The sequence below is a fragment of the Photorhabdus khanii NC19 genome (genome assembly GCF_000517265.1).
Classification (GTDB): Bacteria; Pseudomonadota; Gammaproteobacteria; order Enterobacterales; family Enterobacteriaceae; genus Photorhabdus; species Photorhabdus khanii.
On record NZ_AYSJ01000002.1, the window covers coordinates 83,187 to 102,877 of the forward strand.

17 protein-coding genes and 2 pseudogenes are annotated in these 19,691 nt (G+C 43.8%); 12 read left to right on the plus strand and 7 right to left on the minus strand.

The window, feature by feature from the left end:
* Positions 1 to 13: 13 nt before the first annotated feature.
* On the minus strand, positions 14 to 2,035 hold the full coding sequence (locus tag PTE_RS00420) for an NADPH-dependent 2,4-dienoyl-CoA reductase (RefSeq protein ID WP_036842167.1): 2,022 nt from the start codon (positions 2,033 to 2,035) through the stop codon (positions 14 to 16).
* A 259-nt stretch (positions 2,036 to 2,294) separates the two neighbouring features.
* Between PTE_RS00420 and PTE_RS00425 the strand changes: the two genes are divergently transcribed.
* On the plus strand, positions 2,295 to 2,894 hold the full coding sequence (locus tag PTE_RS00425) for a GNAT family N-acetyltransferase (RefSeq protein ID WP_036842168.1): 600 nt from the start codon (positions 2,295 to 2,297) through the stop codon (positions 2,892 to 2,894).
* A gap of 59 nt (positions 2,895 to 2,953) precedes the next feature.
* Here PTE_RS00425 and PTE_RS00430 read toward each other — a convergent pair whose 3' ends face one another.
* On the minus strand, positions 2,954 to 3,880 hold the full coding sequence (locus PTE_RS00430) for a VirK/YbjX family protein (protein ID WP_241826083.1): 927 nt from the start codon (positions 3,878 to 3,880) through the stop codon (positions 2,954 to 2,956).
* Between the two features lie 533 nt (positions 3,881 to 4,413).
* Between PTE_RS00430 and idi the strand changes: the two genes are divergently transcribed.
* From idi to PTE_RS00445, 3 genes and pseudogenes are all read left to right on the plus strand, one after another.
* On the plus strand, positions 4,414 to 4,947 hold the full coding sequence (gene idi, locus PTE_RS00435) for an isopentenyl-diphosphate Delta-isomerase (protein WP_036842170.1): 534 nt from the start codon (positions 4,414 to 4,416) through the stop codon (positions 4,945 to 4,947).
* Between the two features lie 135 nt (positions 4,948 to 5,082).
* Positions 5,083 to 6,027: an SAM-dependent methyltransferase gene (locus PTE_RS00440; protein WP_036842177.1), complete on the plus strand. Its 945-nt coding sequence runs from the start codon at positions 5,083 to 5,085 to the stop codon at positions 6,025 to 6,027.
* Positions 6,028 to 6,412: 385 nt separating this feature from the next.
* Positions 6,413 to 7,723: pseudogene (locus PTE_RS00445) on the plus strand (tyrosine-type recombinase/integrase); the annotation flags it as partial.
* A gap of 354 nt (positions 7,724 to 8,077) precedes the next feature.
* Here PTE_RS00445 and ptuB read toward each other — a convergent pair.
* From ptuB to PTE_RS00460, 3 genes are read right to left on the minus strand one after another with little or no spacing between them, the layout of a single operon-like run.
* On the minus strand, positions 8,078 to 8,725 hold the full coding sequence (ptuB, locus tag PTE_RS00450) for a retron Ec78 anti-phage system effector HNH endonuclease PtuB (protein WP_036842178.1): 648 nt from the start codon (positions 8,723 to 8,725) through the stop codon (positions 8,078 to 8,080).
* 2 nt (positions 8,726 to 8,727) lie between these two features.
* On the minus strand, positions 8,728 to 10,380 hold the full coding sequence (gene ptuA, locus PTE_RS00455) for a retron Ec78 anti-phage system effector ATPase PtuA (RefSeq protein ID WP_036842179.1): 1,653 nt from the start codon (positions 10,378 to 10,380) through the stop codon (positions 8,728 to 8,730).
* Positions 10,377 to 11,309, minus strand: a complete 933-nt coding sequence (locus PTE_RS00460; RefSeq protein ID WP_036842180.1) for a retron St85 family RNA-directed DNA polymerase — start codon at positions 11,307 to 11,309, stop codon at positions 10,377 to 10,379. Before PTE_RS00460 ends, ptuA begins: the two co-directional genes overlap by 4 nt.
* A 423-nt stretch (positions 11,310 to 11,732) precedes the next feature.
* On the opposite strand from PTE_RS00460, the pseudogene PTE_RS00465 reads away from it, so the two are divergent.
* Positions 11,733 to 12,134 (plus strand): annotated as a pseudogene (locus PTE_RS00465) (Fic/DOC family protein); the annotation flags it as partial.
* On the opposite strand, the gene PTE_RS24740 reads toward PTE_RS00465, so the two are convergent.
* The gene (locus PTE_RS24740) at positions 12,131 to 12,289 is read right to left on the minus strand and encodes a hypothetical protein (protein ID WP_110742731.1); all 159 of its coding nucleotides are present in this window, start codon (positions 12,287 to 12,289) and stop codon (positions 12,131 to 12,133) included. The pseudogene PTE_RS00465 and the gene PTE_RS24740 sit on opposite strands and share 4 nt — an antisense overlap.
* A 213-nt stretch (positions 12,290 to 12,502) precedes the next feature.
* Here PTE_RS24740 and PTE_RS25515 point away from each other — a divergent pair, with 213 nt between their 5' ends.
* The 6 genes from PTE_RS25515 to PTE_RS00490 all read left to right on the plus strand — a co-directional run bounded on the left by PTE_RS25515 (position 12,503) and on the right by PTE_RS00490 (position 16,331).
* Complete coding sequence (locus PTE_RS25515; protein ID WP_036842181.1) at positions 12,503 to 13,414, plus strand: hypothetical protein; 912 nt, start codon at positions 12,503 to 12,505, stop codon at positions 13,412 to 13,414.
* Positions 13,415 to 13,623: 209 nt separating this feature from the next.
* Positions 13,624 to 13,860 (plus strand): helix-turn-helix transcriptional regulator, encoded by a 237-nt coding sequence (locus PTE_RS00475; RefSeq protein WP_036842182.1) that lies wholly within the window; start codon positions 13,624 to 13,626, stop codon positions 13,858 to 13,860.
* A gap of 114 nt (positions 13,861 to 13,974) precedes the next feature.
* A complete protein-coding gene (locus PTE_RS25390) occupies positions 13,975 to 14,178 on the plus strand; it encodes a hypothetical protein (RefSeq protein ID WP_131601375.1) in 204 nt (67 codons plus the stop codon).
* Positions 14,179 to 14,214: 36 nt separating this feature from the next.
* Complete coding sequence (locus tag PTE_RS00480; RefSeq protein ID WP_131601378.1) at positions 14,215 to 14,658, plus strand: hypothetical protein; 444 nt, start codon at positions 14,215 to 14,217, stop codon at positions 14,656 to 14,658.
* A 201-nt stretch (positions 14,659 to 14,859) separates the two neighbouring features.
* Positions 14,860 to 15,357, plus strand: a complete 498-nt coding sequence (locus tag PTE_RS26090; protein WP_036842189.1) for a hypothetical protein — start codon at positions 14,860 to 14,862, stop codon at positions 15,355 to 15,357.
* 371 nt (positions 15,358 to 15,728) lie between these two features.
* On the plus strand, positions 15,729 to 16,331 hold the full coding sequence (locus PTE_RS00490; RefSeq protein ID WP_036842192.1) for an inovirus Gp2 family protein: 603 nt from the start codon (positions 15,729 to 15,731) through the stop codon (positions 16,329 to 16,331).
* A gap of 819 nt (positions 16,332 to 17,150) precedes the next feature.
* Here the strand turns inward: PTE_RS00490 and PTE_RS00495 are convergent.
* Positions 17,151 to 18,044 (minus strand): BrxR family helix-turn-helix transcriptional regulator, encoded by an 894-nt coding sequence (locus PTE_RS00495; protein ID WP_036842195.1) that lies wholly within the window; start codon positions 18,042 to 18,044, stop codon positions 17,151 to 17,153.
* A 175-nt stretch (positions 18,045 to 18,219) separates the two neighbouring features.
* Here PTE_RS00495 and PTE_RS00500 point away from each other — a divergent pair, with 175 nt between their 5' ends.
* Positions 18,220 to 19,689, plus strand: coding sequence for a hypothetical protein (locus PTE_RS00500; RefSeq protein WP_036842200.1), 1,470 nt, complete (start codon positions 18,220 to 18,222; stop codon positions 19,687 to 19,689).
* Positions 19,690 to 19,691 lie beyond the last annotated feature (2 nt).

Below are 19,691 nucleotides of genomic sequence, written 5' to 3' on the forward strand. Positions count from 1 at the left end.
CCATTATTTATTATCAGATCTTAAGCCCTAACCGGGTGCCTTGATTGATAGCGCGTCTGGCATCCAATTCAGCCGCAATATCGGCTCCACCAATAAGATGTACAGTTTTTCCTGCTTGTTGTAACGGCTGATACAATTCTCTCAGTGGTTCTTGTCCGGCACAAATAACGACGTTATCTACGGCAAGACAGCTCTGTTCTTCATTACAGCTGATATGTAATCCCTGATCATCTATTTTCAGATATTGCATATTGTTAAGCATTTTCACGCCACGCATATGCAGACTGGTTCTGTGTACCCAACCTGTTGTTTTGCCTAATCCTTCACCCACTTTGGTCGGTTTACGTTGTAACAGATAAATTTTTCGGGAGGAGGGTTCCGGTTTTGGGCCTTCCGGAGATAAGCCACCACGATGTATCAGATTCTGGTCAATGCCCCATTCTTCACTGAAAGCGGTACAATCAAGGCTGGTGCTTTTTTCTGGCTGACTCAGATATTCTGCGGCATCGAAGCCAATTCCACCCGCGCCAATGATAGCCACACGTTGACCGACATTCTTCTTATCCCTGAGTACATCTAAGTAGCTCAGTACTTTTTCGTGATGAATACCATCAATAGTGAGTTGGCGGGGCACAATGCCACTGGCGATGATCACTTCATCGAAATCGGAGAGTATTTCTATCGTTGCGGTCTGGTTCAACCGTACATCAACATGATGGATTTCTAACTGGCGCTGAAAATAACGTAATGTCTCATGGAATTCTTCTTTGCCGGGGATCTGTTTGGCAATATTGAATTGTCCACCAATCTGCCCATGACGTTCAAACAGAGTGACGTGATGACCACGGCTGGCGGCAGTCACTGCAAATGACAATCCAGCAGGCCCTGCACCGACAACTGCCAGTTTTTTAGGCAGGGTAATAGGTTCGGCTGCCATTTCTGTTTCGTGACAGGCGCGGGGATTAACCAAGCAGGAGGCTATTTCACCGACAAAAATCTGATCCAGGCATGCCTGATTACAGCCAATACAGGTGTTAATCTCATCAGCCCGTCCTTGTTGGGCTTTTATAACAAATGCCTCGTCCGCCAGAAAAGGCCGCGCCATGGAAACCATATCCGCACAACCTTGTGCCAGCGTTTGCTCTGCAATTTCTGGATCATTAATCCTGTTTGTTGTGATCAATGGGATTGAAACTTTCCCCATCAGCTTTTGCGTTACCCAACTAAATCCGGCGCGGGGAACCATAGTCGCAATAGTTGGAATTCGTGCCTCATGCCAGCCGATACCCGTATTGATAATAGATGCTCCTGCTTGTTCAATGGCGACGGCTAATTGTTCGATTTCCTGCCAATTAGAACCCTCTTCGACTAAATCCAGCATTGAAAGCCGGTAAATCAGAATAAATTCCTGTCCGGTTGCCTGGCGGACCGCTTTGACAATCTCCACGGCAAAGCGAGTTCGATTTTCAAAACTTCCACCCCATTGATCCTGGCGGTGGTTGGTACGGGTAGTCAGAAATTGGTTAATCAGATAACCCTCAGAACCCATGATTTCCACACCGTCATAACCTGCTTGTTGTGCCAGTTGTGCACAGTGAGCGAAGTCAGCAATGGTTTGTTGAATGTCTTCTTCTGTCATTTCACGGGGTACAAATGGGTTAATCGGTGCCTGAATGGCAGTAGGGGCGACAAGATTCGGCTGATAGCTGTAGCGGCCGGTATGCAGGATTTGCATTGCAATTTTTCCACCAGCCTGATGAACCGCAGCTGTAATAACTTTATGATGGATAAGGTCTTTTTCATCTACCAGAAATGCTGTGCCTTTTCCTATAACACCTTGTTTATTTGGGGAAATACCACCTGTGACAATCAATGCTACGCCTCCGGCTGCCCGTTCAGCATAAAAGCGGGCAAGTCTCTGGGCGCGATCGGGATGTTCCTCTAATCCGGTGTGCATTGATCCCATCAGAATGCGGTTTTTCAGTGTGGTGAACCCCAGGTTTAACGGGGTGAATAGGTGAGGATAGTGGCTCATTGCAATCTCCGTCGGGTGTTTGTCAATCATAACCAGATTATTGTTATTGTGTCCGAAACCATGAGGTAAAAACATCAGGTGGTCGGATGAGATGGTGGTTCAAATCTAGACGGAATAAGGTTAATTGGGAAAAAAATGTTAAACGAATGTGATGTGTATCATAAAATCTCTCTCAGTCATAAAGTTGATAAGCAAAGGGGGTGGGAGGATAGGATAGTGTCTTCTATTCTTAACTTATTTATTAACGCCAACGAGTATTATGAAAAAACAGATGACTGAATGGGTAACTCTGGAAGGGAAAGGGGTTATTCTTGAACCTTTGACGCACCAGCGGCATGATGAATTTGTACGGGCAATTGAAGAGGGTGAGCTACATAGATTGTGGTACACCAACATTCCTTCACCGGCTGATCTGAGTAAAGAGATTGATCGCCGTTTATTTTTGTATGAGAGAGGCACCATGCTGCCTTTTGCTGTTGTTGACCACCGGACAGGCAAAGCAGTTGGAATGACTACTTATATGAATATTGATTCTCATGCCCGCCGGATGGAAATCGGTTCTACCTGGTATGCGCGTTATGTCCAGCGGACACATATCAATACAGAAGCGAAGTATCTGCTATTAAAATATGCTTTTGAGGAATTGGGTTGCATCGCCGTAGAATTTCGTACTCATTTTCTTAATCATCAGAGCCGCAAAGCGATAGAACGGCTGGGTGCGAAACTTGATGGAGTTTTGCGGAGTCATACTTTATCTAAAGATGGTAGTGTCAGGGATACTTGTGTTTATAGCATTATCAATTGTGAATGGTCTGCGGTTAAAAGCCATCTTGAATGGCAAATGATTAAACCAAGATAGAAGCCATTTTAAGATCAGGCTATACCACACTGAGTGGTGGCCTGATTCTGAATCCTGATTTAATTTGAAGGCAGAGAATCCCGTATTCCATTATCCAGTTCATCCAGTAATTGATAACGGCGACGATATTCAGCTCGCTTCTTACTGGCGATATCTTCAAGAGATTTTCTTGCAATGGCTAATGGCAGATGGAAATCTTTATTTTTTCCCCTTGCTCCACCTAATGATTCCCAGAAAGAATCGTAATCAGCAACTAATTTGTCTTTCTTTTTATGCCAATAGCGCAGGCTTTTATAGATGTGTGTATCATTGCTGGCAGCCAGAATTTGCTGACAACCAAAATGGGCAGCAAAACGGCAAACAGATTCAAGCAGTAAACGTTTTGGAAATAATCCATAACAATCTTTCGTGGCATTACGGATAATTTCAAGGGTCGTATCTTCTTTAGAACCTTGTAGCCCACCAATAAATAGTGTTTTTTTGCCGGCAATCGTCAGCAGTGTAAAGGCACATCTTGCCAGAGTTTTATTATCTTCTGTCCCAATAAATAAGGTAAGCTCACCCTCTTTGTTAAAACAGTCCATGGAATCTACAAAAATAGTATAAGTTTCACTCTTACCATTGATAACCGCTAATGGATATGCATTGGAACAAAATATTTTATTAATAATAGACTTATTTAGCCCGGTAAATAACAACTGATAATGTTCATTTATTGCGCGCAACGTTTGCCCTTTGTTGAAGTTAATACTCAGATAAGGGCGATGTAGTTTAGAAGGCAAACAAGGTTGTTTCTTCAAGATATCCAGATAAAACGGTGTATTAACTATCTGGTTTAATAGTTTTAGCGTCGATATTGGCATCAGAGCGCTACGCAAAGCAAACTTAGTGCGATTCTGTGCAGAATACCAGTGGGGACTGGGGCTGATTTTTTTTCCGACTAAATCTGTGAACAGTCGAATGCCTGAGCTAGCGGGTTGATACATATATTTCATTTCTTTAATCTAGTTCTAAAAAACACAGGAGGGAAGATGGTTTAAACTCCCTGAGTATACTCCTTTGGTATTAAACGGTACTTCAACAGATGTCTCTTTGTGTTTTTTTAAGATAAAAAAACAATGATTTTTTAATAAATTTTTAGCAATTAATAATATTTTTCTTGTTTGGTATTTGTTTAGTCTTCTGCGACGCTTTTTAGTTGTGAAAGTATGTTAAAGAATATGGAAGGAGTGGTTATGATCTGATACGTGCTCTGTAACAAATTTAGCAGGTTAGTATTGGTTGTAAATAAATCATATTGGATATGTTCGTTTTGGAATTAGTTTAATTATTAGAAAAATTAATGTTAATTATTTGGTGTTTGTTATTAACATCATAATGAGATGGCTGGATGATTTCATGTTTTATTATTTATATCATTTTAATATGAAATTAATTTGACACTTACAGGGTATGTATTTCGATTTTATGATTGATTAATATTTATGTTTTATCTTACTTCACAGAAAGGTCATTAATAATGGATGAGATGCTTATTCTTGTTGATAAATATGACAATTCCATTGGTTCAGCGGGAAAAATGGATGTTCACCAAAAAGGTATGTTACACCGGGCCTTTTCTATATTTATTTTTAATAAAAAAGGAAATGTACTACTGCAAAAGCGGGCAGAAACAAAATATCATTCGTCCGGGCTTTGGACCAATAGCTGTTGTGGCCATCCTCGGGTTGGCGAAGTATTGGATACCGCAGCACATCGGCGTCTTGGTGAGGAGATGGGCTTTGATTGTCCATTGAAAAAAATGTTGTCATTTATTTATCATGCCACACTTCCTAATACTTTAATTGAATACGAATACGATCATGTTTTTATCGGGCAATTTGATAAAGAACCAATAATTAATATTGGCGAGGTATCCGATTACAAATGGGTTAATCCACTGAAATTGAGGAAATTTATTAATAAGGCCCCTGGGGAATATACAGTTTGGTTTAAAGAAATCATTAATAGCCTTTCGAATCAAGATATTAAAGATTGGCAAAGGCAGCTCTGATGGTAATGTAATTTATCGATAATCACAGAATTGAATTATTAGATATGAATGCCTCATTGAAATTTACCAATATGCTGCAAATCCTGAAAAATAAGGTTGCGGCACCTTTTAAAACCATTTAACAAGGAAAACCTCATGAGTAGTTTTAATAGTGTGTTTTACACTGGTGTTGAGTCTGCTCCTCCTTATCACATCATTCGGGGGGAAAATACCAACGACTACGAAAACAAAGTGGTACAGGCTTATTGCGAAGATCCTGAACGCTGGCGTAAAGCGATTGGCGATACGCTGTTATTCCAGTCTGGTATTTATGATGATCCTGCCTCAAAGCCACCCATTTCGTTGGGTGAATCAGGTATTCGTTATTTTGATCGTCAACTGCTGTTGGCTGGTTTGGAGACAAGAATCGAGCGGCCAGCGGTTCGGCGAATACTGGATATCGGTTGTGGCTGGGGCTATATCTTGAAATATCTGGCTGAATATTTTCCTGAGTGCGCGTGCTTGGACGGAGTGAATATCAGCGATCAACAGTTGAGGTATTGTGCCAAGTTTCACGCAGAACATGGGTTGGCCGAGCGTATTAATCTGTACCTGTGTAATGCGCAGGATATTGATCTGTTGCCTGACCCACAGGAACTTTATGACTTGGTGATTATCCGTGGTGTTATTTCACATTTTCCTAACTCATTGTATGAAAAAGCCATGAACGCGCTGTTCAAACGTGTACGGGTTGGTGGCCGGGTGATTATTTCTGACAACCTCTATAATGTGGAACTGGATAGCTATAAATCGGATATTCCCGACATCATCGATCGCCTTGCCTGTAGTAATCGCAAAACACCTGCTTATTTCAGACAAGTGCTGGAGAGAAGTGGTTTCACTATCAAGGATATGAGGGTGTTGCCGTCCAATATTGATACAGTGCATTGGTTTCTGGATATCAAGGCTAATATCGAGCGGAACTTTCCGGAAGGTGTGAGTGGTACTTTGGAGGAGCTGCGTGTGATGGCTGAAAATTTTTCGATCGCGTTGGTGAAAAACTATGTGTCGGTCTATAGCGTTATCGCACAGAAACTTTAACAAGCAGCTTGTTTGCTTTTTGGATTGAATAGTAAATCTGTTAAGAAAATTTCTGCCGCCATTTTGTCGCCACTGACTACTAGAAACAAAAAAGCCACTCGTCATAGATTGGCCTAATGCATTGATTTCACAGCAAAAATCTGGTGGCCCCTACTGGACTTGAACCAGTGACCAAGCGATTATGAGTCATGAAATTGGCATGTTTTGGATTGTTCGGTATTGGCTCTGTTTGTGTTTTTAATTGTCTATAATCAATAAGTTATGATGTTAATTTTGTTTCTGTTTGGTTGCCTGATATCCTCATTGTATCATCCTTACCTGACCCGTTACCTGACCCGAAATAGGCGTCGGGTCAGGTAACGCTCATCCTTATAAAGGTAGATTTATGGCCGCTAATCTTACCGAGACTGCTATACGTGGATTGAAGACAAAAAGCACGGTGTACTACGTGTGGAGCAATAGTGCTCAACGCGGTACCGGCAGGCTTGGCGTTAAGGTTCAGCCTTCAGGCAGCAAGGTTTTTTATTTCCGTTACTACGTTGAGAAAGGAAAGAAAGAGAAATTCATTCAGTTGGGTATCTGGCCTGAGATGAAACTGGTTACGGCCAACGAGCTGGCGAAAAAGTACGGTGCCTGGCTTGTTGAAGGAAAAGATCCTCAGCAAGAGCTTGAGCAGCAGCGCCTGGCTGAGCAGCACATTATGCAGCTCCATCGTTCTCAGGGATCGTTTGAAGAACTGGTGCATGGCTACGTTAACAAAATGAAGCTCGACAACAAGCGGACCTGGGCTGATGTATTGAAGCGCATGGAGAGAGAGTGCTACACCGTTATTCCTCGCGAAACCAAAGCGAAGGATGTGACGCCTCTGCAGATCAAAACCATCCTCTCAGGCATTATCCAGCGTGATGCGGTGGTCCATGCGAATCGGATTCGTTCCTACCTGATGGCGGCATTTAACTACGGTCTGAAAGCCGATAACGATCCGATGAATACCAGCGTGGGTATTACGTTCGGTCTTGAAGTTAACCCGGTATCGGCCATCCCGAAGCAATCAGCGGCGGAAAAAGTCGGCGATACTTGGTTAACACTGGAGGAGCTGCGTTTTGTCATGGAGCATTTCTCTGAGGCAACTGGAGTGGGTCCTTTGATGCAGCACTTAATCCGTTTTTGCACTTACGTTGGTGGACAGCGTCCGTTTGCAATGATCGCCAGCCAGTGGAGTGTGATTGACTGGCAGCAAAAGACGCTGCTGGTCATTGCCGATGTATCGAAAAATAAGCACGAGCATTTGATTCCGCTAACTGAATCGGCATTACGGGAATTAGCCTCAGTGAAAGAGCTGACCAAGGAAAGTGGTAGTTCCTATATCTTCCCACTCTCGACCAACGGCGAGCGACCGGTACGCACCGATAGTCTGGCGCGTTCCATCATGTATTTCCGGGCCTTTAATCCTGAGTTTAAAGTTTTCACGGCACGAGATTTACGTCGCACCTGTAAAACGCTGATGGGGGAGGCAGGGATCAGTAAAGAGATCCGCGACCGTATTCAGAATCACGCTTTGAACGACGTCAGCTCGAAACATTATGATCGTTATGATTACCTGACTGAAAAGCGCAAAGCGCTTGAGGTCTGGGAGGATCGGGTTAATAGCTATCAAAGAGAGCAAGAAAACAACGTAGTGAACTTGTTTGGGCGGAGTAAGTGCTTGTCAAAATATGAGCTTAATTCAGCAGGAGAGCGGTATCAGCCTGTCTCTGGTGACCTAGTTCTTGTCAATAAGCTGGTGAGTATTGACGAGGAGCGAGTAGAAGTAGAGGTCGCTGGAGCCTGGCCTGCTACAGATGCTGTATGCACAGCTATTTAGTGGAGGTTAGTAACCTTAAGAGCAGACTGGGTTTTTTTTCATTCAGTAATCTACGAATGAAAAGGGGCGTATATCCCACCCCTTCGGTTTCGCTGATGTACATAAAATCCACCAGTCTGATTAGGCATCGAAAAGCTAATAATGATGTTATTAATCAACCAGTTAATAATTTCGATCGTACTGTATTTAATACTCACTGTTATGAAGCCATGCGTGTTTTAATGCAGTGCTGAATTCTTTATTGCCAGTAGCTTGAATTTCCGCGTTACGCATTTCACGCCATAGTTCATCCCCAAGATCTTCATAAGACTCGTGAAGTAGCATTACTTCTTCCATAATGCAGTTTAACGCTTTTTTTCTGCTGCCGAGTAGAGAAGGATCTCCGTTGAGGTTAAAGACTCGGATAGTTTCTTGTGCTTTTAATAGTTTTGGTCCGGAGAGCACTTTAGCTGGAACCACCTGTCCAGTTGTCAGGAATAAAAGATAATCGTCAGGATTGTCGTCATCTGGTTTGATGAGGTGATCCGGATTGTAATTCCCTGCACCATTATCTTTAAATATCCCGCAACGCTGCCAGCCCCCTGTTTTTGAACTGTCGCCACAAGATCCAAATAGATTGCCCCATTCAAAGGTTAATGCGGGGAATTTTCCCCTGGGCCTGAAGTGTTCAATGTGCTTCCGATTGAGGCTGCACTCGCAATAGGCACAAAACTCACCTTGCATTTCCAACAGTTGTGGCCAGATATTGTTTTGATCAACAGACATCCACGGGTCGCGTCCTGCCCTGAACTGATGTAAATGTGTCGGGCCTACGCTGCGATTGAGTGACTTCATCCCTAATTATCCTTCTCGCGTTTGGCTTTGCTAATTTTGTTTTTCATGCGGTGAAGGCGTATTAGGCTGTCTGCTTTTTTCAGTTCAGAACTGTGCTGGCCAAAATGTGAAACGATTTTATTGTAAAGGCTGAGTGATTCGGCACTCAGAGCGTCCTTCTCACCAATAAGTGATTTCTCAAAGTTACTGACAAGGTAAGATTCTGCAATATTCGGTGGAGTCGAAAAAACCCCCATAACTTGCTCAAGAATTTCAGAATTTTCACTACCCTTGGTCTGTATTGGAGGGGAGTCCAGAAACAGTTCTCCACTTTCACTGTTTTCCCTAAACTCTCGAATGCAACGGGTCTCAGTAGTTGATAACACTATTGGGCTATGAGTGGTGATGACAAACTGAATATTAGGGAATACGGTGCGCAAAATGGTGATAACTTCTTGCTGCCATTTTGGATGAAGGTGCAGCTCAATCTCATCAATTAGAACGATACCCCTGCCTTCAAGTGGGTTTTTTAACAATGGATTAAGCATAATCATGCGTCGCGCGAGATCCGCTACCAGCGCCAGAAACACTCTCTGTCCATCGGATAGCTGTTCAATGGTGACATCCTGAAGATCGTTGGTAACTTTGATAATATCCGTACCCGATGCGGTCTCAACCCAGATGCGGCTTATACTGGGGACAACCGTGGTAATGGCTCGGGACACAATATCCATTTGGGCCGTCTCAGTCAGCATGTTAACTGATTGGAGGGTTACTTTTCTCATCTGAGCCGTAAGCAGTTTTTTTTGTGTCTCTTCCAGGAGTGGCACCATGGAAGTCAGCCCATTTTCCACTGACTGCTTCAGGTTATTAACTTGCTCTTCAAGCAGTTCGATTGCTGATGTTCCTTGAGCCTCGGTTCTTTTGTGAAGATAGATGAACCATTCAACAAAATGATCGAAGCGTCCAGCGCCGGTCAAGGCGTGATTGTATGCATCGAAACGATCTTCTCGTTTTTCAATACTATCTTTTGCTGGCTTGCTGAAAGGGTGCGATCGTTCAACAGAGTAGAGTGCAAAAATAGGGAGGTTAACCATTCTGCTCTCATTGATAACCCGCCAGATATCAGCAACCTCCTTAGCAGGTTTGATGATGCTCTCTCTACGCTCAGCTGCGCCCAGAGTTGAGCGCGAAAGTCTAATGGAAATGTTCTTAAGCCCTTTTCCAAAAAAGAAATTAGAACTGATATCCGAGAAATTGTTATCTGAATCGTTCCTAATATCCGAGTGCTCGTTAAGCCTTTGCCCGCTGCTGTCTTCTTTGAGGATATTCGCTGTGAACCAGCTTAGCGTCTTGGCAATCGCATAAAGAATACTAGTTTTACCCTGTCCGTTATTGCCGATGATAATGGTCAGGTCTTCTTCAAAGTTGATATCAAGCTGTGGAAACCGGCGGAAATCCGTAAATGACATTGAACGTAGGCAAAACGGATTTTCAGGATGATATATACCGAGACTGTTGTGTGCTGGTTTTTGCAGATAATTCCAGCAAAACTCGAACCATTCTTCGGCTTTATCATTTAGACCATGAGGATCTTCATTTTTCTCTCGCTGATAAAGCTCGAAGGCGGAGAGTAAACTCCCACCTTTGGCTTTACGTTCCAGTTGCTTTGTCACTGTTGTCTCCTTAAACGATCCATCAGTTCGGTCGAGTATTTATTGTTCATTCTGATGATAAACTCAGGCTCAATATGGCTCGCAAAAGCCAGTAGACCAACAAGATAGGCCTTGTCAGATTCATCTATCAACCCGTATCGATACTGGTTAATGAGATGCTTGATGAACCTCTTGCGTTCACGGCCTAAGGAAAGTTTGCCTTCGTTATTCAGAGTGACGCCCGTAACATGGCGGTTATGTGCCATAGAGGAGAAAATGGTTTTTCCACGATTAAGCCTTAACTTTTTCTTGAAAAGCTTATTTAACAACGTTTCGATCATGGAAGGAAGAGAGCCAAGCACATCCCGGACGTTACATGAAAATGTCAGATCATCTGCATAACGTGTGTAGACAATGTCCAAATTCCGGCAGATTTCGTGTATGAGCTGGTCGAATTCATGAAGGCAAAAATTCGAGATAATTGGGGAAGAAGGCGCGCCAACGCTTAGTATCAGCCGTGTACTGCGTTTTGTAGGTTTCCAGAAGAGAATTTGATCCACATAGCGCCTGTCCTCCGGTAGAAACAGTGACACATTAACAGAAGTCTGCTCAACGCATTGCCAGAAGATATCTGGCGTGATTGAATTAAAAAAGTCTTCCAGATCTGTTTTAAGTAGGTAAGGATTGTGTGCATGCATCAACGCGTTGTCACGGATGCTTTTGCCTTTCTGATAGGCCATTGCGCAATCATGAATTGGAAAACGGTAGAGTTGGAGAAAGGCGCGTTGATACTCTTTTAGCATCTTGGCAGGTTGCGCAATGATCCGGAATCCCGTGGTGCGTTTGGGAATCCTGTAGACTTTATACTTACCCGACGCATTTTCCAGATACGCTCTTACTTCCAGTTCGTTCTGGTGTAACGAGGTAGCTAACCTATTGATTACCGACATAATGTTACCTGTAAAAAAGCCCGGTAGAATGTATTCTGCCGGGCTCAACTCTTTACTAGAGGAAGCGAAAGTGTCGCAACCCGAAGGAGGAACGAGTGAGGGTTGCGACACTTTCGCAACCCTAAATACGTTCAATAAGTTAGAGTCTGGCTAATCACCCGACTAGACGTAATACGTCCAACGCTAAAGAGTGGATTAAGCTTATCTCACCCAGCCCCACTTAACAACATTGTTTAAATCAACACATTCAGTAAGTTAGCGAAAGAAAGTCGATAAGTAACACAAGACGTGCGACCGCGACGGCAAAGTCACCCCCATTTTTCTTCCACTACCCACAGCATTGCCTCGACCGCTTCTTTTGGACGGTGTGTGATAGGCGAGCTATGAACGCCTTATGGTGAGTTTGCCGGAAGCGTGGAATAGCTTGGGAATATGTACGATTGGGCAGGGAGGCTGCGTAACGCTAACCTGACAAAGGACGGCTTCCAGTTTGCTGCTGCAGACAGGATTCCACTTCTAATTGATTGTTTCGACAAGCAATTTCTCTCCCGTTCCGGTGGGCTGAAATCCCTGGCTCGTCTGGAGTTGGTTATTTATCTGGCTGAATGCCATGTGGAATTTATTTTGATCCATCCATTCAGATAAGATAACGGGCGTCTGTCGCGGCTATTTTGCGATGTACTGTCGGTTCAGGCGGGAAAGGGCTTACTCGATTACTGCTTATGGGATGAGCACAAAGCGTTTTACTTTAAGGCAATTCAGGCGGGTGTATCGGGGAACTACAGCCCCATGATACAACTGGTGAGTGACATTTTGCCAGATTAACGGGAGAGGCCAACGGCTTTCGCCTGTGTCTGATTTTGTTTGAGTTGCTGCTCAATTTTTTGCACAGAAACACCCGTTTCGATCGCGGTTGAGCTGGCGACGGCACGGTAGATTTGAGTTTTAGTAATCTGACTATATGCTGTTTTTTTTGTCATTTGGAAAGTCTCGTTGTTTCAACCTTGATTCTAGTGCGGATAGGGATGGCTGGCAAGGCTGTTATCTGTTGGTAGTTCACCAAGGGGAACTTGGTTTTCTCAGGGATTAATCAGCTGCACTGCGATTTCCAGCCTTTGCTAAAAGTACTAATGAATTATTACGTTACGTGTAAAATATGCGCACTCACTACTCTATAGATTTAGGGGAAAGATATGGCGCAAGATTTTTACTCTCTGCAGGAAATGGCCCCTCGCTTTGGTGTGGATGCTGATGTGTTCATTAAGGCGTGGCTTGACGAAAAACTGCCCCTTTACATTCACTTCGGTAGTGATAGCCCACCATGTACGATCAGGCGTTGCATCCCGAGGCAACTACATGAATATGCCAGAGATGACATCCTCTACGGTCGTGATCTCTATCAGAGCAAAGATAGCCCAGACCACGATACCTTGATTTTTATCCCGGAACACCCTTTAAGTGCTCATCTGGAAGTTAAGGCTCAATATGAGCTTGAGGAAGGGGCTGGACCGGGGCTGGGAGCGTATTATGAATATAGGTATCGGGGGAGTGCTCGAGGCTATTGGCTTGCTAAGCCAACATCTGTTACCCATTTAAGCCAAGGGAGGTACTTATTGACGGATAAAGATTCTGTTGGTGATGTGACGGTTCATGCTCTTGATATATTTGATTATCTTATTTTTTCTAAGCCTGCTTATATTTTGCAGTTATCATTATTCGCTAGGGTGAATGAAGTAAGAGAACTTTTTCCTGACGTAAGTGATTCAGTTACAGAAGAAAAAATAAATTTAATGGGAAATATTGGTGATACCTCCGCTTTAACTAAAAAACGCCCCGCGAAAATGTTCTTCGCCCTCTATTTAATTATACATGAGTGGTGTGCTAAAAATAAAAAAGGTGAGCCAACTCTTAGTAATGTTGTGGATTATTTGAAAACAGTATGTGATAAATCGCCAGAGCTTGGGACTATTACGCGCTGGGCTGAAAGACCCGAGCTGGAAAGCAACATTGAAAAAAGATGGATGCCGAGACAAGAAATTGCTCTATATTTTCTTCTTCGGGTGTATTGCGAAGAAAAAAAATCAGAAAATCATCATTGGCAATAGCCAAATTACTCAACGAGTTAGCGCTATCAAAGGGATATAGTTCAAAACTTTCATTCAATCAAGATGAGGTTTCTGCATGGCTGAAAAGGCCTCGTTTAAAACAGAAGGTGCCACTAACCTCTTAATAACGGCTTACCGTAACCCAAGTCTCTTTCCTGCTAAAACGCTTTGATACATGATTGTCTCCACCAAAACAACAGGAGGCAATCATGAATACACCTTTTACTCAACCAACAGCTGAACAGCGTCTACAGGCTCTGAAGAACTATGGAGAGACTTCCGATCGCTTGGTACGAGAACAAGAGCGTCAGTATATTACATCCATTGCTCGCTCCACTGCGTGGAAGCTTGAGCGAGCAGGTAAATTTCCTTTGCGTAAAGCTATTGGGGCAAAGTCTTGCGGCTGGCTTCTGAGCGACTTACTTTTTTGGATCACCATTCGATGATGTTATCTGAAACTTTAGTAAGTTACTGGCCTCGCCGTCAATACACAGAGAGCAATATGAATATGGTTGAATAACTTGAGTTGAAGCATTGTTTAATATTACAGAGAGGGCCTTATGTCACAAAAAATCACGTTCTCTACTAACTACGACTCAACCATTGAAGCTTATAAGGAGTATAGTAAAAATGCAGGATGTTCACTCTCCGCGACTATTTCGCAAGTGTTGCACACTGCTGCACCATCGTTTTTGAAAAAACAAATCCCATTAATTTCGGGTGAATCGAAAAAAACAGATGCGGAGTTTCTTCTGGATATTTGAAAGTCTCATATTTTGATGTCAGGAGATATTCTGGATGTGAAAGATATAAAAAACAGTCTGCCAGATCAGAGGATGAGTAATCTTGAAATAGAGGAAATTAAAAAGACGTTAAGAAACTGCATTGAGGAAACTGAGGCGAAAAATGTTATTTATATTTACACGGATCGAAAGGTGAATTATGCAAAACGATTGGCAACTGGCCTTGCTACTATCCAGTTGATCAAAGATACAATGTATGAAGGTAATTTTTTTGATCTTAGCAGAGTTGTATTGCTTCCTGCTATTGAGCTAATTGAGTACGGAATAGATAGTGTTCTCAAAAGGCACTCTATAAATATATCATTCCCACATATTTGTTGGATTCCGATATTTTATATAAACGATAAGGTGGTGATGATTCCAGTGATTCGAGAACGTGACGTTCCATCTTCCGTGAGGTCAGGAAGCAATATTACCATCATTAATCCTTTTGCTAATTAGGCGGTAATTAATTTATGACACCAATAGTAAGCGTGATGACACTATATTCTTTGTTGGCTCTATCTTTGTCTAACTACCCAATTAGTGAATAAATTGATATTTGATTAGACAACAACAAAGCGTTAAATCGAATTGTTACTTGAGTGTTTATAGACATGCTCAGGTAGTAATAATTAATAATTAATACCGGAGTTATGCAGTATGACTTCTTATTTATATTTTTACTGTGCTAATTCGCAAGAAGCTGAGGAACTCCCCCAGCAGTCAGAGTATCGTGACATGCGCAAGGCATTATCAATTAAAGCTCATCACATAATGGTTGAAGTCGCTGATGCTCAACAACCACTATCCGAGAGGCCGTTATTAAAAGATCTAATTAATCGATATATGAATAGAGGAGACACGCTTGTATTGCCAGGGCTTAACAGCTTGGGAAATAGTGCGGAAGATATACAAAAAAACATGCTGAGATGTGCTAGGAAGTCGATCCACATCCACTGTTGTTATCCCCATAAGAAGCTTATATCAACGGCTGATGGGTACATTTTTACTGTAATTTTGACTCAAATACAGCATGAATGCAGGAAGATGAACTTAGCGGCATTGAAGACAAGGAATATCACTAAACCATTAGGGAGAAGAGAGGGAAGCAAGCACTACAATGACATTCAGACAGTTAAGTTTAGAGGATTAACGTAATCACAAGCGGCTAAATATTTGGATATTAGTATATCGACAGTTAAACGTCACTGGAATAAAGGAATTATCGGTTAATTCAGCAAGCTAATTGCAGAGTAACTTTTAAACAGTCATCACAGGCTGGGGCTGACTTTATCTTAAATTTAGATGTTGGAAAGGTATTATAATGGCTATCTATCCTTAGTACTGCCTAATAACCATCTAAGGATAGTATTAGTAATCAAGTGATTATCAGATCACTACGGTATGGGGATACTAAGATCTGATGCCAGTATATATCTTAATCATCGGTAAGGTATAGCCCTGCCTGTGTGGCAATAACCAATACGGTCCTTGATAGACAGTAGGACCAACTACATAGGTATATTGATATGAATTATGTACAGCTTTATCGGATGAAGATTAATGCATTACTTAATGCCCTGACGAATAAATATCCACGAGTTACAGCGGTAAGGGTGGATATCCATTATCCGGGTATCGTCGATAACGGTGATAACATTTGCTGTTTCCCTAATCTGGAGCCAGGAGTGATGTCCCGGATGCGTAGCTCCCTAAAGGCTAAGCTGGAAGCGGAAAAAGTTCGCAAACAGCGAGAAGGAAAACGTATTTATCGCTGTCCTATGTTTATTCTATGGGCTAGGGAGTTTTCGGAATCAGGTAAATGTCATTATCACATCTGCCTGTTATTCAACAAAGACGCCTACTACAACCTCGGTGATTACAAGCGGGAAAATACCCTGAGAGGAATGATTATTGGAGCATGGTACAGCGCCTTGGGGCTGGAACTGGACGATCATCAAGGGCTGGTGCATTTTCCAGATGAGTGCCGTTACGTGCTGGACACTAACAGACCTGATTTCAAAGAACATTACCAAGACCTGCTTGATCGTCTGGATTATTTGAGCAAAGTCGAAACCAAAGTTTTTGGGGAAGGGGATCGTAACTTCGGTTGCAGCCAAATCGATCTGTAACTCGACTGGGGCCTTCTTTGCGTGGGAAGGCCTGAAACCGTACTCCTTTTCTGGTATCTCACAATTGCCTCCTGCTACTGAATATATCCCGTCAGTCGTGGCTGTCCGTAATTTAGTCGAGAAACGTTTAAGGTGCGCTCAAATCATTTACGTCATCTTTTTTGATATGAATCCCAATATCTAGGAAGATGTGATGGACTCGTTCAGCAAAGCAGAGTAAACCCAGCGGTTTCTTTGGGCAGCCATCAATCACTACCCACAACTGGTCGGCTTTCGTGCTACGCTTCCATTCCGCAGGTCACCGGAGCCTGAAGAAACTATTAAACAGTTTCAACGGAGGTTACAGCAAGAAATCGTCCTACCTACTGATAACCGGCAGGCACAGGGCAAGCCTGCACCATCGACTCAGATCAGAATACGGTGGGTTATTGATGGTAATGAGGATGTTGATGTGCTGTTTCTCCTTAACCAGAGCACTTTTTTTGCAGCGGATGTGATCCTTCGCGGGAGCATAGACAAAACGAGATCACCGACCCGATCTGTCAGGCATGGGTTACAGCGATCGAGTCCGGGTTATTACGTAATCTGCACAGTGATGGTTTTTTCGTCACGAGCAGTTTGCTGATACACCGCTTTTGCCGATGTATTTACAGAGCAATTCGATGCGTTACTACAAACAGCAATACTTTCCTCTTTGTCCATCTTGTATGACTTTGCGTAACTGAGCGAATATCGATCCGTATAGCTTCCGCTCAGGTCCCAAGCCATCATTCGCCCAGTAACAGCGCATGGCAACAAATTAGCAAACAGAAGGGCTATCTATCTCTCGCCTGCATGGCGATACTTGTGAATAGGCTCACCTGTTTGGGTGTGCACAGCAAGAACTGGATAGACAAAGGGGCCTTGACCACTGGGATCAGTAGCCTGTGCATATTCATCGTCGGTTTTAGGCAGATTGTTCTCGGGGCACAAATAAAAAATCATCGGTGCGCGAATACTGAACTCACGTGGTTCGAGTATGTAGTCCCGTTTAATCACTTCCTGCTGCGCCTTGCTTAGAGCTGGGTTGACAATAAAACGTACAGGGATCGCGATCTCCCACGCAGTGTCTTCACGCGGTGGGGCTGCCGATGGGACAATCAGTTCCGGTAAGTCCAGAAATCGCGCCAAAACAAAGTCCTTAAACGTCGAGCTGCCCCAGTCATAGGCACGCACATGCTGGCGCCCGTTAACGGTGATAATAACCGTAGGGGTTAGTGTACGGGACGTGCCTTCCGGGTTTTCCATTGACGCATATGTCACTTCCACCTGGCCCTTCTGCTCGATCGCTGACAAAAAAATTGCCAGTGTACGGCTATGCACTGCGCGATGGATGAGCGGAATTTCCTGCGCGTGAGCCGCTTGCGGCGGTTGAAACTCGGCCGTCGCACGCCATACAAGGTCGTTGTCTCCCAGTAAAACAGGCACAAACGTCGCACTGGGGAAATATCCTTTTCGGCCACCTCCCTGCTCGAAAGCATTACCTGGTGCTACCTCCAGGTAGGTTCGTACATCCGTACGAGCTTGCTGCGCCGAGACACCAAACTCTTCAGCAATCATGCGCGAAGTGACTTTTCGCTCCCACAGTAGCTGGCGCTCGATATAGCGCAAGCGCAACCATTGTGCGTGGCTGAGGGATGTTTTGTGTTTCTCAAGAAACGTTGAGTAATACATACCAGTTTTGTTCTGTCTTTGCGGGTTAATTATTTGCGATCCGAGATATGAATTCAGTATAGGAGGTGAACCGCTTCAAAACAAATAATATTGCCATTTGTGAAATTTAAGCAAAGTTTCTTTGCTTAAATTACCTTGCCGTACTATAGTGGCCCTGTTACATGGGGAGAATGTTATGTCGCTAGAGTTTTTGGAGCAGGCTCGTAATGAATCTATGGCACGCCGCGAGCTGACTATTCAGTCCCACGCATTGCTGGTCGTGCGGACGCTGGATTCAATATATAGCGCCCTACAACGCAATCCGTTCAACGGCGTCGAGCTTGATGCGCTGGCGGCTATCATGCATCTCTTTGACGCCATGCTTTATTATGCTGACCGTGAGCGCCAACCCGGTATGACACGTAAAGAAGCGGAGTTATGCCTTGTTGAGCACCTCAATGAAGCATATCCGGGACAAGAAGCCTCAGACTACGCGCAGGTTGCCAGCAAGATTTTTGCAGCGATCAAAGACCCTTTTCGTCTCCGTTATTACGACTTCACGCAACGAACGCATTCCGAAGAACAAATAGTTCGTCTGGTACGCTACGACCAGCTATCCGGCTCAGATGATATTCTCTGGTCGCTGACCGATGAGGGAATGCTGTTTTATACCCTCCGTTTGGATGAAACGCCGATAGAACGCGCGGCTATTCTGGCCTGGCGAACGCTCAAAACCATCCGTCGCGGTGAGATCGACAAGGCAGTACACCAGATCCAGTCAACGCAGCGGCAATTGGAGCAATATCTGATTGGGATGCGTATGAAAGTACGTGCCGCCCAGTCGGGTGATTTGAGTGCATCCTATGCGCAGGATATCCGCCCCGTACTCAATGACTCCTTTGATAAGACTCGGGAAGTGCTGGAGCATATTCGCAACACGATGTCGGCCATTACGGAAATGCTGGTTGATAGACGCTCAGATTTACACCCCGATAAATTAAATAAGCTGCGCAAGGCGCAAGAGATTTTTGCCGAGGTCTGCACCTTTACGCAGCGCTATCAAGACTGCTTACTCGATGTGAACAAAGATTTTGAGCGAGCTCGCCTGAAACTCATTATTCCCAGAGATAACACCCTTTTTCGGGAAACGCTGGAAAAAGGTGCACTCAAACCCTTGCTGTCACATTCCCCCGACATTGTTGAAAAGGAAATAGATGATCTCATCGCACACCTGCTGGCTCCCCGAAGTCAGAATGATGATCGGCACATCTTGTTTGACCTTGATGCGCTGCTGAACCTCTATCTCGATAGATTTGAACAAGCGCTTCCAAATGAAATACAGGACCCCGCCGACCAGCCCGTAGCGATTGAAACCAACCTGCGCGGTATCCCTGAGTCTGTCATTAAGAAATGCAGCGATTGGGTTAGTGACCGGTTGAAGAATCGGGGGCATGTGAGCTTTAGAGATGTTTTCGACGCCTATGAGTGCGACGAATTATCCGAACAAGAACAACAGGTTTGTTTACTTCATATTGGCAGTTTGGCGGCTAACAGCGATCCCACAATAGAAGTGGAGATAGGCGGCGACGCTGTCGAAACAGCGCTCTGGCGGGCTAACAATATAAAACTGTTAACTGCCGCTCCCGTACACCCCTTTGAGGAGTAGTT

What these genes read in the sequence shown, in the direction of transcription:
- PTE_RS00420 (WP_036842167.1), bottom strand. Translation starts at nt 2,035, where the DNA reads ATGAGCCACTATCCTCACCTATTCACCCCGTTAAACCTGGGGTTCACC.
- PTE_RS00425 (WP_036842168.1), top strand. Translation starts at nt 2,295, where the DNA reads ATGAAAAAACAGATGACTGAATGGGTAACTCTGGAAGGGAAAGGGGTT.
- PTE_RS00430 (WP_241826083.1), bottom strand. Translation starts at nt 3,880, where the DNA reads ATGTATCAACCCGCTAGCTCAGGCATTCGACTGTTCACAGATTTAGTC.
- idi (WP_036842170.1), top strand. Translation starts at nt 4,414, where the DNA reads ATGGATGAGATGCTTATTCTTGTTGATAAATATGACAATTCCATTGGT.
- PTE_RS00440 (WP_036842177.1), top strand. Translation starts at nt 5,083, where the DNA reads ATGAGTAGTTTTAATAGTGTGTTTTACACTGGTGTTGAGTCTGCTCCT.
- ptuB (WP_036842178.1), bottom strand. Translation starts at nt 8,725, where the DNA reads ATGAAGTCACTCAATCGCAGCGTAGGCCCGACACATTTACATCAGTTC.
- PTE_RS00460 (WP_036842180.1), bottom strand. Translation starts at nt 11,309, where the DNA reads ATGTCGGTAATCAATAGGTTAGCTACCTCGTTACACCAGAACGAACTG.
- PTE_RS24740 (WP_110742731.1), bottom strand. Translation starts at nt 12,289, where the DNA reads ATGACAAAAAAAACAGCATATAGTCAGATTACTAAAACTCAAATCTAC.
- PTE_RS25515 (WP_036842181.1), top strand. Translation starts at nt 12,503, where the DNA reads ATGGCGCAAGATTTTTACTCTCTGCAGGAAATGGCCCCTCGCTTTGGT.
- PTE_RS00475 (WP_036842182.1), top strand. Translation starts at nt 13,624, where the DNA reads ATGAATACACCTTTTACTCAACCAACAGCTGAACAGCGTCTACAGGCT.
- PTE_RS25390 (WP_131601375.1), top strand. Translation starts at nt 13,975, where the DNA reads ATGTCACAAAAAATCACGTTCTCTACTAACTACGACTCAACCATTGAA.
- PTE_RS26090 (WP_036842189.1), top strand. Translation starts at nt 14,860, where the DNA reads ATGACTTCTTATTTATATTTTTACTGTGCTAATTCGCAAGAAGCTGAG.
- PTE_RS00490 (WP_036842192.1), top strand. Translation starts at nt 15,729, where the DNA reads ATGAATTATGTACAGCTTTATCGGATGAAGATTAATGCATTACTTAAT.
- PTE_RS00495 (WP_036842195.1), bottom strand. Translation starts at nt 18,044, where the DNA reads ATGTATTACTCAACGTTTCTTGAGAAACACAAAACATCCCTCAGCCAC.
- PTE_RS00500 (WP_036842200.1), top strand. Translation starts at nt 18,220, where the DNA reads ATGTCGCTAGAGTTTTTGGAGCAGGCTCGTAATGAATCTATGGCACGC.